Source organism: Ostreiculturibacter nitratireducens (assembly GCF_032670585.1).
Taxonomy (GTDB): Bacteria; Pseudomonadota; Alphaproteobacteria; order Rhodobacterales; family Rhodobacteraceae; genus Ostreiculturibacter; species Ostreiculturibacter nitratireducens.
Map to the genome: position 1 here is coordinate 173,225 of NZ_JAVQHL010000004.1, position 15,350 is coordinate 188,574.

Genomic DNA, 15,350 nt, shown 5'->3' on the forward strand with positions numbered 1-15,350 from the left:
TCAAGGGTCTGACGCGTCGATGTTTCTGTCAAGTCAAGGCTTCGAGCCGCGCGACCTCGGCCCGAATCCCCTGGGCCAAAACCGCGGCAAAACGGTTCAGCCGGTCGAGGCGCCGGTCATCCGCGTGGCGGATCAGGTAGAAGGCCCGGGTGAGGGAAATCTTCTCCGGGAGGATCTTTTCGAGTTCCGGCGCGAAGGGCAGCGCGAAGTCGTGGACGATTCCCACCCCTGCCCCGGCACGCAGCCAGTTCAGCTGCACCGGAACGGAGTTCGAGGCGAGCGGCACGGCTGTCACGCCGATCTCGGACAAGTAGTCGAGTTCCTTGTCGAAAATCATGTCGGGAATATAGCCGACCATCCGATGGCCCTTCAGGTCCGCCTGCGCTGTAATCGGCGGCGTCCGTGCGAGGTAGTCGCGGTGCGCGGCGAGGTGGAGGTGATAGTCCGTGATCTTCTGGACCGACAGGCGGCCCGTCTGCGGGGGCGAGACGGCGATTGCCATGTCGGCCTCGCGCTTCGAAAGGTTGAAGACGCGGGGCAGCGCGACGATCTGGAGTTCGAGCCCCGGATTCTCGTCGCAGATCGCCGCGCAGACCTGCGGCAGCAGGTAGTTCGCGCAGCCGTCCGGTGCGCCGACCCTGAGCTGCCCGGTGAGTTGGCCCGCGTCGCTGCCCATCTCCTCCGCCGCCCCGGCAAAGGCCTGTTCGGCGCGCGTCGCGTGCGGCAGGAGCCGGCTTCCGGCATCGGTCAGCGCGTAGCCTTGCGGCGACCGGGCGAAGAGCTTGGCGCCCAGCGCCTCTTCAAGGCGAGAGATCCGGCGCCCGACGGTCGCGGGATCGAGTTTCAGCGCCGAGCCCGCGCCGGAAAGGCTTTCGGCCCTTGCAACGGCAAGGAAGATTCGCAGGTCGTCCCAGTCGGCATCCATCTTCGTACCTGCATTACTGCAAAACCCTTTTGGGAAACTGCCCCTTTTTCCGGCAATATTGCAAGACTATGGTGGCGCCGGATCAATTCTCGGGAGGATGCCATGGAAGAACTTGGCCACTGGATCAACGGCAAGCGCGTGAAGGGCACGTCGGGCCGTTTCGCAGACGTCTACAACCCGGCGACGGGCGAAGTTCAGGCGAAAGTCGCGCTCGCCTCGAAGGCGGAACTCGATTCGGCCGTCGCCGAGGCAGCAAAGGCGCAGGCGCAGTGGGCTGCCACCAACCCGCAGCGCCGCGCGCGCGTGATGATGAAGTTTGCCGACCTCATCAACCGCGACATGGAAAAGCTGGCCGAGGCCGTGAGCCGCGAGCATGGCAAGACGATCCCCGACGCCAAGGGCGATGTGCAGCGTGGTCTCGAGGTCGTCGAGGTCTGCATGGGCGCGCCGCACATGCTGAAGGGCGAGTACATGGATTCCGGCGGCCCCGGCATCGACCTCTACTCGATGCGCCAGCCGCTGGGCGTGGTCGCAGGCATCACGCCGTTCAACTTCCCGGCCATGATTCCGCTCTGGAAGATGGCTCCGGCGCTTGCCGCTGGCAACGCGATGATCCTGAAACCCTCCGAGCGCACTCCCTCCACCTCGCTGATGCTGGCCGAGCTCCTCCAGGAAGCTGGCCTGCCCGATGGCGTGCTGCAGGTTGTGAACGGTGACAAGGAATCGGTCGACGCGATCCTCGACAACGATACGATTCAGGCGGTTGGCTTCGTCGGTTCCACCCCGATCGCGCAATACATCTACGGCCGCGCCGCCACGAACGGCAAGCGCGCCCAGTGCTTCGGCGGTGCCAAGAACCACATGATCATCATGCCGGACGCCGACATGGACAAGGCTGCCGACGCGCTGATCGGCGCGGGCTACGGCGCGGCGGGCGAACGCTGCATGGCGATCTCGGTCGCGGTGCCGGTGGGCGACAAGACCGCCGACGCGCTGATCGAGCGGCTCGTCCCGCGCATCGAGAAGCTGAAGGTCGGCCCCTACACCGCCGGCGACGACGTGGACTACGGCCCGCTGGTCACCGCCCAGGCGATGGAGCGGGTCAAGGGCCTCATCACCTCGGGCGTCGAGCAGGGCGCGACGCTTCTTGCCGACGGCCGTGACTTCAAGCTCCAGGGTTACGAAAACGGCTTCTTCGTTGGCCCGACGCTCTTCGACAACGTCGAGACCAACATGGATATCTACAAGCAGGAGATCTTCGGCCCGGTGCTGTCGATGGTGCGGCGCAAGACCTACGAGGACGCGCTGAACCTGGTGATCGACAACGAATACGGCAACGGCACCTCGATCTTTACCGCCGACGGCGATACCGCGCGCGACTTCGCGAGCCGCGTGAACGTCGGCATGGTGGGAATCAACTTCCCGATCCCGGTGCCGCTCTCGTACTTCACCTTCGGCGGCTGGAAGAAATCGGCCTTCGGCGATCTCAACCAGTACGGCCCCGACGCCTTCCGCTTCTACACCAAGACCAAGACCGTCACGGCGCGCTGGTTCTCGGGCATCAAGGAAGGCGGCGAGTTCCACTTCAAGGCGATGGACTGACGCCGCGCCGCCTCAGGCGCGCGGACGCGAGCGAGGCGGCTTCGAAGCGATCACATGGGCCGGGGGCAGATCTGCCTCCGGCCCTTTCCGTTCGGACGGGGCGTCGATCGCCGACACGAGGATGGTGGACGTTTCCGACAGGGGCACCGGCGCTGGCGTCCGCATCGCCTCGGCGAGATGGCCGCGATGCTGGCGCGCCTTGAGGCATTCGAAGCTGCCCGCGCGGAAGGCGCGACAGGCTTCCGGGCGCACTTCGTAGATCCCGCAGACAAGGCGCGCGTCGGGCGTGCGGGTCAGCTGGGCGCAGTGCCCGCCACACATCCGCAAGAAGCGGCGTCCGTCGATTTCAGAAGTCGCGTCGAGCGGGATGGCCCTGCCCCGGTCTTCCGGCAAGAGGGCCACGTAGCGGTCATGGGTGCCGAAACAGCAGGCGCCGCAGGTCGTGCAGTCGATATCTGAGAGGGACAATCATTGAACCCAGGGTCCACGCCGGCAGGGACAGCACGGCGCCCCCCACGATGCGCTGGCCGGTCATCTATGCCTGCGTCCGAGCCGCCGCAAGCCCCCTGCCCGCTTGCCGAAACACGCCTTCGATGGTCAACTTCCTCACGCCGCGCATGAGGAGGGCCGATGCACGAACCCGATCCCAGCTTCACCATCGGCATCGAGGAGGAATACCTTCTCGTGGATGCCGAAACGCTCGACCTGACCGAGGCGCCGTCGGCGCTGATGGACGCGTGCAAGGATGACCTCGAAGGCCAGGTGAGTCCCGAGTTCCTGCAGTGCCAGATCGAGGTCGGCACGAGCGTCCAGCCCGATATCGGTGCGGCGCGGGAGGACCTGCGGCGGCTGCGCCGAACGGTCGCGCACCACGCGAACAAGCACGGACTCATGCCGATCGCCGTTTCCTGCCACCCCTTCGCCGACTGGAAGCGGCAGCACCACACCGACAAACAGCGCTACAACGAACTGTCGAAGTCTCTCGCCGGCGTCGCGCGCCGGATGCTGATCTGCGGGATGCACGTCCATGTCGGCATCCCGGGTCCCGAGATGCGGATCGACCTGATGAACCAACTTTCGTATTTCCTGCCGCACATGCTGGCGATGTCGGCCTCCTCGCCCTTCTGGCAGGGGGAAGACACCGGGCTCGCCTCCTATCGGCTCACGATCTTCGACAACCTGCCGCGCACGGGGCTGCCGCCGCGCTTTTCAAGCTGGGCAGAATATGACCGGACGCTGCGCACGCTCGTCGATCTAGGCGTGATCGAGGACGGAACGAAGATCTGGTGGGACCTGCGCCCCTCCGCCCGGTTCCCGACGATCGAGGCGCGGATCTGCGATGTCTCGCCCCGGCTGGAGATGACGCTGTCGCTCGCCGCAGCGCTCCAGAGCCTGACCCGGATGCTGTGGCGGCTGTCGCGCAAGAACCAGCGTTGGCGCATCTATGACGGGTTCCTCTTGTCCGAGAATCGCTGGAGGGCGCAGCGATATGGCATCTCGGAAGGGATGATCGACTTCGGCAGTTCGGAGATCGTGCCCTTCGCAAGACTTCTCGACGAACTGATCGAGCTTGTGGCCGACGATGCCGAGGCGCTTGGCTGCACCGCAGAGGTGGAGGCGCTGAAGGACCACGTCGCGAACGGCACGAGCGCGGATCGCCAACGCCGCGTCTTCGCCGACGCACGGGCCGCGGGTGCCGACCGGGACGAGGCGTTCCGTGCCGTGGTGCGCCATCTTGCCGAGGAGTTTCACGCCGACCTCTGAGGGGCTGCAAAAGTTCCGCAACAATCGGTAATTAAACAGGTGTTCAATTCAGGCGAAGGGAGGCGCAGGATGGATTTCGCACTGTCGGAGGAACAGCAGGCGATCTTCGATATGTCGCGCGCCTTCGGGGCGGAACATATCGCGCCGTTCGCCCGCGAGTGGGAGCGGGCGGGCACAATCCCGAAGGAGCTTTGGCCCAAGGTCGCGGAACTCGGCCTCGGCGGCATCTACGTGTCGGAAGCGCATGGTGGCTCGGGGCTTTCGCGGCTCGACGCGACGCTGGTCTTCGAGGCGCTGGCGATGGCCTGCCCGGCCGTCGGATCGTTCCTGTCGATCCACAACATGTGCGCGGGCATGATCGACAAGTTCGGATCGGAGGATCTGAAGGCGCGCTACCTTCCGGCGATGTGCACGATGGAGAAGGTCTTTTCCTACTGCCTGACCGAGCCCGGATCCGGCTCCGACGCCGCGGCACTCAGAACGCGGGCGACGAAGACGAACGAGGGCTATCGTCTGACCGGCACGAAGGCCTTCATCTCGGGCGGCGGCTATTCGGATGCCTATGTCGTCATGTGCCGAACCGGCGAGGACGGGCCAAAGGGGATCTCGGCCCTGATCGTCGAGGACGGGGCGGAGGGGCTTACGTTCGGAGGACTCGAGGACAAGATGGGCTGGCGCGCGCAGCCAACGGCACAGGTGCAGTTCGACGACTGCCTCGTGCCTCCCGACAACCTGATCGGCGAGGAGGGCAAGGGGTTTTCCTACGCGATGGCCGGGCTTGATGGCGGACGACTGAACATCGCGGCCTCGGCGCTCGGTGGCGCGCAGGCGGCGCTGGACGCCACGCTTGCCTACATGGGCGAACGGAAGGCCTTCGGCCGGACCATCGACCAGTTCCAGGCGCTCCAGTTCCGGCTGGCCGAGATGGAAGTGAAGCTGCAATCGTCCCGGGTGTTCCTGCGGCAGGCGGCGTGGAAGCTCGACAACAAGTCCCCGGACGCGACGAAGTTCTGCGCCATGGCGAAGATGTATGTTACCGATGCCGCCTTCGAGGTGGCCAACAACTGCCTGCAGCTGCACGGTGGCTACGGCTATCTTGCCGACTACGGGATCGAGAAGATCGTGCGCGACCTGCGTGTGCACCAGATCCTCGAGGGCACGAACGAGATCATGCGGCTCATCGTGTCGCGCACGATGCTGGCGGAGCGGGACTGATGACGGATATCGTCACGAGGAAAGACGGCGTCGCCGGCCGGATCACGCTGACCCGGCCCAAGGCGCTGAACGCGCTGAACCACGAAATGTGCCTCGAGATCGAGGCAGCGCTCGACGCGTGGCGGGAGGATGAGGACGTCAGGCTCATCGTCATCGACGCGGAAGGCGAACGCGCCTTCTGCGCAGGCGGCGACATCGCGGCAATGTACGCCGCCGGAAAGGCCGGCGATTTCGAAAGCCCCCGGACCTTCTGGCGCGACGAATACCGGATGAACGCCAAGATGGCAGAGTTCCCGAGGCCGGTCGTCGCGTTCATGCAGGGCTTCGTCATGGGTGGAGGCGTAGGCGTCGGTTGCCACGCGAGCCACCGGGTCGTCGGGGAAAGTTCACAGGTCGCCATGCCGGAATCGGGGATCGGCCTCATCCCCGACGTCGGCGGCTCGCTTCTGCTCGCACAAGCCCCGGGACGTCTGGGAGAATACCTCGCCGTGACCGGCGCGCGGATGAACGCGGCGGATGCGATCCTCACTGGTTTCGCGGACTACTTCGTGCCGGAGGCGGACTGGGAAGCGTTGAAGGCGGCGCTGGTGGCGGACGGCGATCTCGGCCGGATAGACGCGGCGGCGCAGACTGCGCCGGAGGGCAAGCTCCCCGGGTTCAGGGAAACGATCGACCGGACTTTCGCGGGCGACACGCTGGGCGACATCGTGCGGGCGCTTCGCCACGAGGGCGGGGAGTTCGCGGAAGGCGCGCTGAAGATCATCGGTCGGAACTCGCCCCTGTCGATGGCCTGCGGCGTGGAGCTCGTCCACCGGCTCCGGGGCACGAACTCGATCCGCCGTTCACTGGAACTGGAATACCGATTCACGGCGCGGGCGATGGAACATGGCGACTTCCTCGAAGGCGTTCGGGCCCAGATCATCGACAAGGACCGCAACCCGCGCTGGAAACACGAAGGGCCGGAGGTCTTGCCGGCGGTCGACGTTGCACGGATGTTGATGCCACTCGGGGACGCCGGGCTGAAATTTGAGGAGGAAGTCGGATGAAGGTGGGTTTCATTGGTCTTGGCAACATGGGCGCGCCGATGGCGGCGAACCTCGTCAAGGCCGGGCATGACGTGACAGGCTACGACGTCCATGCGCCGATGCCCGAAGGCGTCGTCGGTGCGATCTCCGCCGCTGGCGCCGTAAAGGGGGCCGAGGTGGTCATCACCATGCTCCCGAATGGCGCTATCCTGCGCGATGTCGCGGCCGAACTGATCCCGGCCATGGAAAAAGGTGCGGTCCTTTGCGACTGCTCGACCGTGGACGTCGCCTCCGCCCGCGCAGTGGCGGAACAGGCGGCCGCGGCCGGTCTCATGGCGCTCGACGCGCCGGTGTCGGGTGGCGTTGGCGGGGCGGCGGCCGGAACGCTCACCTTCATGGCGGGCGGGCCCGAGGCGGCTTTCGAAACGGTGAAGCCGCTTTTCGACGTGATGGGCAGGAAGGCCGTGCACTGCGGAGGTGCGGGCGCAGGCCAGGCCGCCAAGATCTGCAACAACATGATCCTCGGCGTCACGATGATCGCCACCTGCGAGGCCTTCGCGCTGGCCGACAAGCTGGGGCTCGACCGGCAGAAGATGTTCGACGTAGTCTCCACCTCCTCGGGGCAGAGCTGGTCGATGAACACCTATTGCCCCGCGCCGGGAGTGGGGCCGCAGTCGCCTGCCGACAACGACTACAAGCCCGGCTTCGCTGCGGAACTGATGCTGAAGGACCTGCGGCTTTCGCAGGAGGCGGCCGAAGGCGCGGATGCCGACACGCCCATGGGCGCGCTTGCCGCGCTGCTTTATGAGCGTTTCGTCGAGGACGAGGGCGGCCGGGGCCTCGATTTCTCGGCCATGCTGCCAAGGTTCGAGAAGCGCGGACGAGGCTGATTTCCGCCGGAACACGATTTCTTGCGCGCAGGCGCCCCGAGGCTCGACTATAGTGCCACGGAAGTCTGCCGGAGTACGTGATGACGAGAACCGTTCTTCTGTCCGCCGTGGCGCTTGCCACCCTCGTCGCGGCCGCGCCCGTCGAAGCGAAACAATTCTGCCCGCCGGGGCTCGCCAAGAAGTCGCCCGCCTGCATCCCGCCGGGTCAGGCGAAGAAGATGCATCGCTACGACGACCGCCGTGACGACGACGACCGCCACCATTATCGCTACGGCGACCGTTACGACGACCACGACGACGGCTACCGGCACGACCGTTATTACGACGAAGGCGGCTATCGGGACGGCGGCCGCTTCATCCGCATCGGCGACAGCATCTATGACCGGGATTACCACCTGATCACGCGCCCGGGGCTCTACGGCCTCGAGCCGCCGCGGGATGGCTGGGGATACTACATCGTGGACGGGAACCTCCTTCGGGTCGATCAGGACACCTACGAGGTTCTGGACCTGATCCGGGCGGTCGACGCGATCCTGGACTGAGGAGCCGGAGAACCGCCCTGCCCAACGACATCTCCCAACAGCGCCGGACTGGTTGGAGCGGCGAGGCCCAAGGCCTCGAGGCGCTCGACGCCGAGGCGCGGGCGCGGCTTGACCGGCTCACCCCGGTCTCTGTGCCGCGGGGAACGGCGCTTTTCCATCCCGGCGAATCCGCCAAGGGATTCGTCGTCGTGCTCGACGGCCGGATAGAGGTCTTCCTCACGGGTCCATCCGGTCGAGACATCCTTCTCTACGCGGTTGAACCGGGTGGCTCATGCGTTCAGACGACGCTGGGCCTTCTGGGCGGCGAGGACTACTCCGGCGAGGCGGTGACGACGACGGACAGCCGCCTTGTCCTCATACCCAAGCCGGATTTCCTGGCGCTGATGGACCAGTCCCCGGCCTTCCGGGGCTTCGTCTTCTCGGCCTTTGCCAAGCGCATGCAGAACATGATGCACGTGCTGGAGCGCGTGGCCTTCCAACGGGTCGAGAGCCGCCTCGCCCAGGCGCTTCTGGACCGCGCCGCCGGGGACGCCGTGCAGGCGACGCATCAGGAGCTTGCCACCGCAATCGGGTCCGCACGCGAAGTGGTATCGCGCCGACTGGAATCCTTCGTCCGCTCAGGCTGGGTCACGACCGAACGCGGCGTCGTCCGGATCCTCGATGCCCCTGCTCTGCACCGGCTCGCAGCCGTGGCCGACTAATGTGACGAGGTCACAGACAGGGTCCGTTTCCTGATGCAATCTGACCGTGCAGATGCCGGGATATCCCCGGGGCAAGGACAGGAGGAAACAATGTTCAAGACCAATGTCGGCGGCGCGGACCGCATCATCCGCATCGTCGTGGGTATCGCGCTTCTCGTCTGGTTCTTCATGGATCAGGGAACGGGGTTCTGGCACTACGCCAAGCTCATCGGCATCGTGCCGCTGCTGACGGGCCTCATGTCCAGCTGCCCGCTCTACTCGATCCTCGGGGTCTCGACCTGCTCCACGAAACAGGCGTGAGGCGGAAAGCCCGACACGGTGACGCGGAAGCCTCTGGCGGAGGCTTCCGTTCCTGACGGCGCGGGCCCCGCCCATGCCGCGTTTATTTGTCCTTGAGCCCGCAGACTGTGCGGATTGCCTCGGTCTGGATTTCCACCATTCGCCGCCCCTCTTCGATGGCCTCCTTCGCGCGGAAGAGTTCCAGCATGGTCAGGTCGCGGATATCGGCGTTCAGGAGGATGTGAGGCGGTTCGCCCGCGAGCCGCGCGCGGCGGATCTGATCGCTCATGACGTCGATCGCCGCGGCAATGACCGAAAGGTAGTTCGGACATTTCGGGGTCGGCTTTTCCTCCGGCTCCTCCTCGCCAAGTCCCAGCACTTCCTGGAGGGGCTGCGGCAGTACGGAAGCCAGCGTCGGACCGGCAATCGTGTCGATGAAGGGAGCGCGAGGCGGAGACGGCCGCCAGATGCGGCCGTCGGGGCGAGCGTTGGGATTGGCGGCAATGATGATGTCCGCCCCCTGCGCGCGCGCGGCCGAAACCGGCACCGGATTGGTCAGCCCACCATCCAGGAGCCATCGCCCCTCGTGCGGATGCGGGCTGAAGACGCCGGGAACGGCCACTGAGGCGCGGACCGCCGAATGGGTGGAACCCTTGTCGATCCAGACTTCGCGCCCGCTCTCCATGTCGGTCGCGATGGCGACGAATGGCTTCGACATGTCTTCGAACCGATCGGGGACCCCGATCTCGCCGAGGACGTTGGCGATCTCGCGGCCCTCGACAAGGCCGCCGCTGGTCAGCTTCACGTCGACGAGGCCCACGAACCTGCGGCGGTTGAGCGACAGAGCCCAGTCTTCAAGCTGATCGAGCCTGCCCGCAGCCCAAGCCGCCGCCACGAGCGCGCCCATCGAGCAGCCGGCGACCATGTCCGGCTCTACACCCAGTTCCGCGAGCCCGCGAAGAACCCCGATATGACACCAGCCCCTCGCGCCACCTGCCCCAAGGGCAAGACCGATGCGGGGCCGGTCCGTCATTCCGCGGCGACCCTGCGCGGGGCGAGCATCGGGCGGAGATAGCGGCCGGTATGGCTCCGCTCCACCGTCGCCACGTCCTCGGGGGTCCCCGTCGCGACGATCTCTCCGCCGCCGTCGCCACCCTCGGGGCCGATGTCGATGATCCAGTCGGCGGTCTTGATGACGTCCAGGTTGTGTTCGATGACCACTACGGTGTTGCCCTGCTCGACGAGCTCATGCAGCACTTCCATCAGTTTTCGAACATCTTCGAAGTGAAGACCGGTCGTGGGCTCATCCAGAATATACAGAGTCCGACCTGTCGACCGGCGCGCCAGTTCCTTCGACAGCTTCACCCGCTGCGCCTCGCCGCCCGAAAGCGTGGTCGCCTGCTGCCCGACCTTGATGTAGCCGAGGCCGACCTGCATCAGCGCGTCCATCTTCTCGCGGATCGCGGGGACGGCGCGGAAGAATTCCTGCGCGTCCTCGACCGTCATCTCCAGGACATCGGCGATGCTCTTGCCCTTGAACTTGATCTCAAGCGTTTCGCGGTTGTAGCGGTGGCCCTTGCAGGTCTCGCAGGTGACATAGACGTCGGGCAGGAAGTGCATCTCGATCTTGATGACACCGTCGCCCTGGCAGGCCTCGCAACGCCCGCCCTTCACGTTGAACGAAAACCGCCCCGGCTTGTAGCCGCGCGCCTTGGCCTCCGGCAGGCCCGCGAACCAGTCGCGAATCGGGGTGAAGGCGCCCGTGTAGGTCGCGGGGTTCGACCGCGGCGTGCGGCCGATCGGGCGCTGGTCGATGTCGATGACCTTGTCGAGATGTTCGAGGCCCTTGACCGTCTCGCAGGGCGCGGGCGTCTGGCGCGCGCCGTTGAGGCGCATGGAGGCAGTCTTGAACAGTGTCTCGATCGTCAGCGTCGACTTGCCGCCGCCGGAAACGCCGGTGACGCAGACGAACTTGCCGAGCGGAAAATCGGCCGTGACGTTCTTCAGGTTGTTCCCCGTCGCGCCCACGACGCGAAGGGTCTTTCCGTTACCCTCGCGACGGGCGCGGGGCACAGGTATTTCCCTGCCGCCGGAAAGGTATTGCCCGGTAAGGCTGGCCGGGTCGGCGGCGATCTCTTCGGGCGTGCCCTGGGCGACGACGCGGCCCCCGTGGACGCCAGCGCCGGGACCAATGTCGAAGACATAGTCGGCGGCGCGGATCGCCTCTTCGTCGTGCTCGACGACGAGGACGGAGTTGCCCTGGTCGCGCAGGTTCTTGAGCGTGCCGAGAAGCCGGTCGTTGTCGCGCTGGTGCAGGCCGATGGAGGGCTCGTCCAGCACGTAAAGAACACCCGTCAGCCCCGACCCGATCTGGGAGGCAAGCCGGATGCGCTGGCTCTCCCCGCCCGACAGCGTGCCAGCGGAGCGTGACAGCGTCAGGTAGTCGAGCCCCACGTTCACGAGGAACCCGAGACGCTCGCGGATCTCCTTCAGGATCGCGCGGGCGATCTCGTTCTTCTGCCCCGAAAGTGCGGCCGGGACGGAGTCGATCCAGCCGAAAGCCTCCTTGATCGACATCTCGACGACTTGGCCAACATGCAGCCCGCCGATCTTCACGGCGAGCGCCTCGGGCTTCAATCGGTAGCCGCCGCAGGCGCCGCAGGGGCGATTGTTCTGGTAACGCTCGAATTCCTCGCGCACCCAGGCGCTGTCGGTTTCGCGGTAGCGGCGTTCCATGTTTGGGATCACGCCTTCGAAGGTGCGGCTGACCTGGTAGACGCGTCCGCCCTCGTCGAAGCGGAACTCGATCTCTTCGTCGCCGGAGCCATAGAGGAAAAGCTGCCGCGCCTGTTCCGGCAGATCCTTCCATGGCTTGCGCGCATCGAAGCCATAGTGCTTGGCCAGCGCATCGATCGTCTGGATGAAATAGGGCGTCCTGGTTTTCGACCAGGGTGCGATCGCGCCGTCCTTGAGCTTCAGCGTGACGTCCGGGACGACGAGGCGTTCATCGAAGAACAACTCAACCCCGAGGCCGTCGCAGGCCGGACAGGCGCCATAGGGTGCGTTGAACGAAAAGAGCCGCGGCTCGATTTCCGGGATCGTGAAGCCCGACACGGGACAGGCGAAGCGTTCCGAGAAGGTGATGCGCTCATGCTCGTCCCCCTCCCTCAACACCTCGAGGATGGCGATGCCGTCGGCAAGATCGAGCGCGGTGCGAAAACTGTCGGCCAACCGCGTTTCCAGCCCCTCACGCACGACGATGCGGTCCACGACCACGTCGATGTCATGCCGGAACTTCTTGTCGAGTTCGGGCGGCGTATCGAGTTCGTAGAACTCGCCGTCCACCTTGACCCGCTGGAAACCCTGCTTGCGGAGTTCGAGGAATTCCTTCCGGTATTCGCCCTTCCGGTCCCGCACGATCGGCGCGAGGAGATAGGCGCGCGTCCCCTCCTCCATCGCCATGACGCGGTCGACCATGTCCTGAACCTGCTGCGCCTCGATCGGCAGACCCGTCGCGGGGCTGTAGGGCGTCCCGACGCGCGCGAAGAGAAGGCGAAGATAGTCGTAGATCTCCGTCACGGTGCCGACGGTCGAACGCGGGTTCTTCGACGTCGTCTTCTGCTCGATCGAGATCGCGGGGCTGAGGCCCGAGATGTGGTCCACATCCGGCTTGCCCATCATGTCGAGGAATTGGCGCGCGTAGGCGGAAAGGCTTTCGACGTAGCGGCGCTGGCCTTCCGCATAGATCGTGTCGAACGCAAGCGAGGACTTGCCGGACCCGGACAGACCGGTGATGACGACCAGCTTGTCGCGCGGGATGTCAAGGTCAACGGATTTGAGGTTGTGCTCGCGCGCGCCGCGAACCTCGATATGTGTGAGATTGGCCATCCGTGCCCCCGGGTCCGAGATGAAAAGGAAATAGTCGATGGCGGGATCGTTTCCAACCTAAAAATCAGAACGAACGGCGAACGTCGGTCACAAGCCCGGCAAAAGAAAGGGCCGCCGGGTAGAAGGTCCCCTGCGCCGGCCTGCGCCGATCAGGCGACGCTGAGACGCTGAGACGCTCGGCGGTCAAGACCTGATCCGGGACCGGCAAGTGAGGCGTGCGATCGGCGTTCCGACCCGTCGCAAGCGTGGGCCTATCGATCGAAGGCGCGAGCGTCGAGACTACTTCCTGCTTAGGTTGCCCGACTGGCGGGCCGAAGTCCACTTGCGTCGCCAGCACGGCGCCCGAAAGGCCGCCGCAAAGGACGGCTGCCAGCGCGACTTTCGCCTGAATATTCAATCCTCCAGACCCCAGTCGCGCACCAGATTGCGATGCATCGGGTTGAAGAGCCCAAGCGGGCGCGGTGACAGCCGACCGACGATGAGTTAGAGCCACCGTGACAGGCAAAAAATCGGCCAAAAGGGATTTCCCTCTTTACACATTCTCGTTTTTGAATATTTTTTGCGCGAAGCGCTTGATCCCGCCTCGGCGCCACCCACATGATTTCCAACACACGCTTCCATGAGCGAGAGGAACACAGAGAACATGTTTTCTTTCCTGAACCGCGGCGCAGGCCCCCGCGTTGAACGCATTGCAGCCAACGAGGCCGTCGCACGCTCCGCCGCCGGCGAGATCATCATCATCGACGTGCGCGAACAGGCCGAGGTCGCGGCCTCGGGCAAGGCGCAGGGCGCGCTCCACGTGCCGCTGATGACGCTCGCCATGCGCTGCGATCCCCGCAGCCCCGAATGCCTTCCAGAACTCGACCCCGCGAAGCCGGTCGCGCTCTACTGCGCGAGCGGAGGGCGGAGCCATCGCGCCGGCGAGATGCTCATCTCGATGGGCTATGCCGAGGTCTACAACATCGGCGGCCTCTACGACTGGCACGCCGCCGGCGGCGCGATCACGCGCTGACGGGAACGAGATCGGGGGCCCGAGGCCCCCGTGCCTGTAACGAGTATGCGGGCGGGGACTTCCCCGCCCCTTTTCATATGTGCAGCGCGCGACCGTAGGCGTCGAGCACGGCTTCGTGCATCATCTCGGACAGTGTCGGGTGCGGGAAGACCGTGTTCATCAGGTCCTCTTCCGTCGTCTCGAGAGCACGGCCGACGACGTAGCCCTGGATCAGCTCGGTGACTTCCGCGCCGACCATGTGCGCGCCCAGAAGCTCACCGGTCTTGGCGTCGAAGACGGTCTTGATCATGCCCTCGGCTTCGCCCAGCGCGATCGCCTTGCCGTTGCCTATGAAGGGGAAGCGGCCGACCTTGACCTCGTAACCCGCTTCCTTCGCCTTCGCCTCCGTCAGGCCGACGCTGGCGACCTGCGGGTGGCAGTAGGTGCAGCCCGCGATGGAGTTCGGCTTGATCGGGTGCGGGTGCTTTCCGGCGACAAGCTCCGCGACCATCACGCCTTCATGGCTCGCCTTGTGCGCAAGCCAGGGCGCGCCGGCGATGTCGCCGATCGCGTAAAGTCCCTCGACGCCGGTGCGGCAGTATTCGTCCGTCACGACATGGGTGCGGTCGATCTTCACGCCCAGGCCTTCCAGCCCGAGGTTTTCGACATTGCCGACGATGCCGACCGCCGAGATAACCGTGTCGAACTCCATCGTCTCGGTCTTGCCGCTGGCCTCGATATGCGCGGTCACCTTGCCGGCCGCGCGGTCGAGCTTCTTGACCGTGGATTTCTCCATGATCTTCATGCCCTGCTTGACGAACTGCTTCTTCGCGAAGGCGGAAATCTCCGCGTCCTCGACCGGAAGGACGCGGTCCATGACCTCGACCACCGTCGTGTCGGCGCCGAGCGTGTTGAAGAAGGAGGCGAATTCGATGCCGATGGCGCCCGAGCCGATGACGAGAAGTTTCTTCGGCATCCGCTTCGGCATCAGCGCGTGCTTGTAGGTCCAGACGAGATCCCCGTCCGCCTCGAGCCCCGGCAGCTCGCGCGCCCTTGCGCCCGTGGCCAGCACGATGGCCTTGGATTCCAGGTCCTCGGCACCCTTGTCGGTCTTCACGCTGACCTTGCCCTTCGCGGGCAGCGTGGCGGTGCCCATGAAGACGGTGATCTTGTTCTTCTTCATCAGGTGGCCGATGCCGCCCGACAGCTGTTTCGCGACGCCGCGCGACCGCTGCACCACGGCGTCGAGGTCGAAGCCGATCCCGTCGGCCTTCAGCCCGAAATCCTTCGCGCGGTGCATGAGGTGGAAGACCTCGGCCGACCGCAGGAGCGCCTTCGTCGGGATGCAGCCCCAGTTCAGGCAGATGCCGCCTAGATGCTCCCGCTCGACGATGGCGACGTTCAGTCCCAGCTGCGCGCCACGGATCGCGGCTACGTAGCCGCCCGGTCCCGCGCCGATCACGATCATGTCGAAGCTCTTCGCCGCCATCTTCCCCTCCGCCTGAAAAGTAGTTTGGCCTTAAACTAT

14 protein-coding genes are annotated in these 15,350 nt (G+C 65.5%); 9 read left to right on the forward strand and 5 right to left on the reverse strand.

The window, feature by feature from the left end; genetic code table 11:
- Positions 1-28: 28 nt before the first annotated feature.
- On the reverse strand, positions 29-925 hold the full coding sequence (locus ABCN56_RS17650; RefSeq protein WP_343082150.1) for a LysR family transcriptional regulator: 897 nt from the start codon (positions 923-925) through the stop codon (positions 29-31).
- 102 nt (positions 926-1,027) lie between these two features.
- Between ABCN56_RS17650 and ABCN56_RS17655 the strand changes: the two genes are divergently transcribed.
- Positions 1,028-2,527 (forward strand): CoA-acylating methylmalonate-semialdehyde dehydrogenase, encoded by a 1,500-nt coding sequence (locus ABCN56_RS17655; protein WP_343082151.1) that lies wholly within the window; start codon positions 1,028-1,030, stop codon positions 2,525-2,527.
- A gap of 12 nt (positions 2,528-2,539) precedes the next feature.
- Here ABCN56_RS17655 and ABCN56_RS17660 read toward each other — a convergent pair whose 3' ends face one another.
- Entirely contained in the window at positions 2,540-2,995 is a 456-nt protein-coding gene (locus tag ABCN56_RS17660; protein ID WP_343082152.1) for a YkgJ family cysteine cluster protein, read from the reverse strand.
- Between the two features lie 162 nt (positions 2,996-3,157).
- Between ABCN56_RS17660 and ABCN56_RS17665 the strand changes: the two genes are divergently transcribed.
- The 7 genes from ABCN56_RS17665 to ABCN56_RS17695 all read left to right on the forward strand — a co-directional run bounded on the left by ABCN56_RS17665 (position 3,158) and on the right by ABCN56_RS17695 (position 8,964).
- Positions 3,158-4,291 (forward strand): carboxylate-amine ligase, encoded by a 1,134-nt coding sequence (locus tag ABCN56_RS17665; protein WP_343082153.1) that lies wholly within the window; start codon positions 3,158-3,160, stop codon positions 4,289-4,291.
- 69 nt (positions 4,292-4,360) lie between these two features.
- Positions 4,361-5,506 (forward strand): acyl-CoA dehydrogenase family protein, encoded by a 1,146-nt coding sequence (locus tag ABCN56_RS17670; RefSeq protein WP_343082154.1) that lies wholly within the window; start codon positions 4,361-4,363, stop codon positions 5,504-5,506.
- Positions 5,506-6,552, forward strand: coding sequence for an enoyl-CoA hydratase/isomerase family protein (locus ABCN56_RS17675; RefSeq protein ID WP_343082155.1), 1,047 nt, complete (start codon positions 5,506-5,508; stop codon positions 6,550-6,552). The genes ABCN56_RS17670 and ABCN56_RS17675 overlap by 1 nt, the downstream gene beginning before the upstream one ends.
- Entirely contained in the window at positions 6,549-7,421 is an 873-nt protein-coding gene (mmsB, locus tag ABCN56_RS17680; protein ID WP_343082156.1) for a 3-hydroxyisobutyrate dehydrogenase, read from the forward strand. The genes ABCN56_RS17675 and mmsB overlap by 4 nt, the downstream gene beginning before the upstream one ends.
- A gap of 80 nt (positions 7,422-7,501) precedes the next feature.
- Positions 7,502-7,963, forward strand: a complete 462-nt coding sequence (locus ABCN56_RS17685) for an excinuclease ABC subunit A (RefSeq protein WP_343082157.1) — start codon at positions 7,502-7,504, stop codon at positions 7,961-7,963.
- A gap of 29 nt (positions 7,964-7,992) precedes the next feature.
- Positions 7,993-8,664, forward strand: a complete 672-nt coding sequence (locus ABCN56_RS17690; RefSeq protein WP_343082356.1) for a Crp/Fnr family transcriptional regulator — start codon at positions 7,993-7,995, stop codon at positions 8,662-8,664.
- Positions 8,665-8,754: 90 nt separating this feature from the next.
- Complete coding sequence (locus ABCN56_RS17695; protein WP_343082158.1) at positions 8,755-8,964, forward strand: YgaP family membrane protein; 210 nt, start codon at positions 8,755-8,757, stop codon at positions 8,962-8,964.
- A gap of 82 nt (positions 8,965-9,046) precedes the next feature.
- On the opposite strand, the gene ABCN56_RS17700 is transcribed toward ABCN56_RS17695, so the two are convergent.
- Together ABCN56_RS17700 and uvrA are read right to left on the reverse strand one after the other, a co-directional pair.
- Positions 9,047-9,976 (reverse strand): patatin-like phospholipase family protein, encoded by a 930-nt coding sequence (locus ABCN56_RS17700; protein ID WP_343082159.1) that lies wholly within the window; start codon positions 9,974-9,976, stop codon positions 9,047-9,049.
- Positions 9,973-12,831: an excinuclease ABC subunit UvrA gene (gene uvrA, locus ABCN56_RS17705; RefSeq protein ID WP_343082160.1), complete on the reverse strand. Its 2,859-nt coding sequence runs from the start codon at positions 12,829-12,831 to the stop codon at positions 9,973-9,975. The genes ABCN56_RS17700 and uvrA overlap by 4 nt, the downstream gene beginning before the upstream one ends.
- A gap of 619 nt (positions 12,832-13,450) precedes the next feature.
- On the opposite strand from uvrA, the gene ABCN56_RS17710 reads away from it, so the two are divergent.
- The gene (locus ABCN56_RS17710; protein ID WP_343082161.1) at positions 13,451-13,843 is read left to right on the forward strand and encodes a rhodanese-like domain-containing protein; all 393 of its coding nucleotides are present in this window, start codon (positions 13,451-13,453) and stop codon (positions 13,841-13,843) included.
- A gap of 73 nt (positions 13,844-13,916) precedes the next feature.
- On the opposite strand, the gene lpdA is transcribed toward ABCN56_RS17710, so the two are convergent.
- On the reverse strand, positions 13,917-15,311 hold the full coding sequence (lpdA, locus tag ABCN56_RS17715; RefSeq protein WP_343082162.1) for a dihydrolipoyl dehydrogenase: 1,395 nt from the start codon (positions 15,309-15,311) through the stop codon (positions 13,917-13,919).
- Between the last annotated feature and the right edge of the window lie 39 nt (positions 15,312-15,350).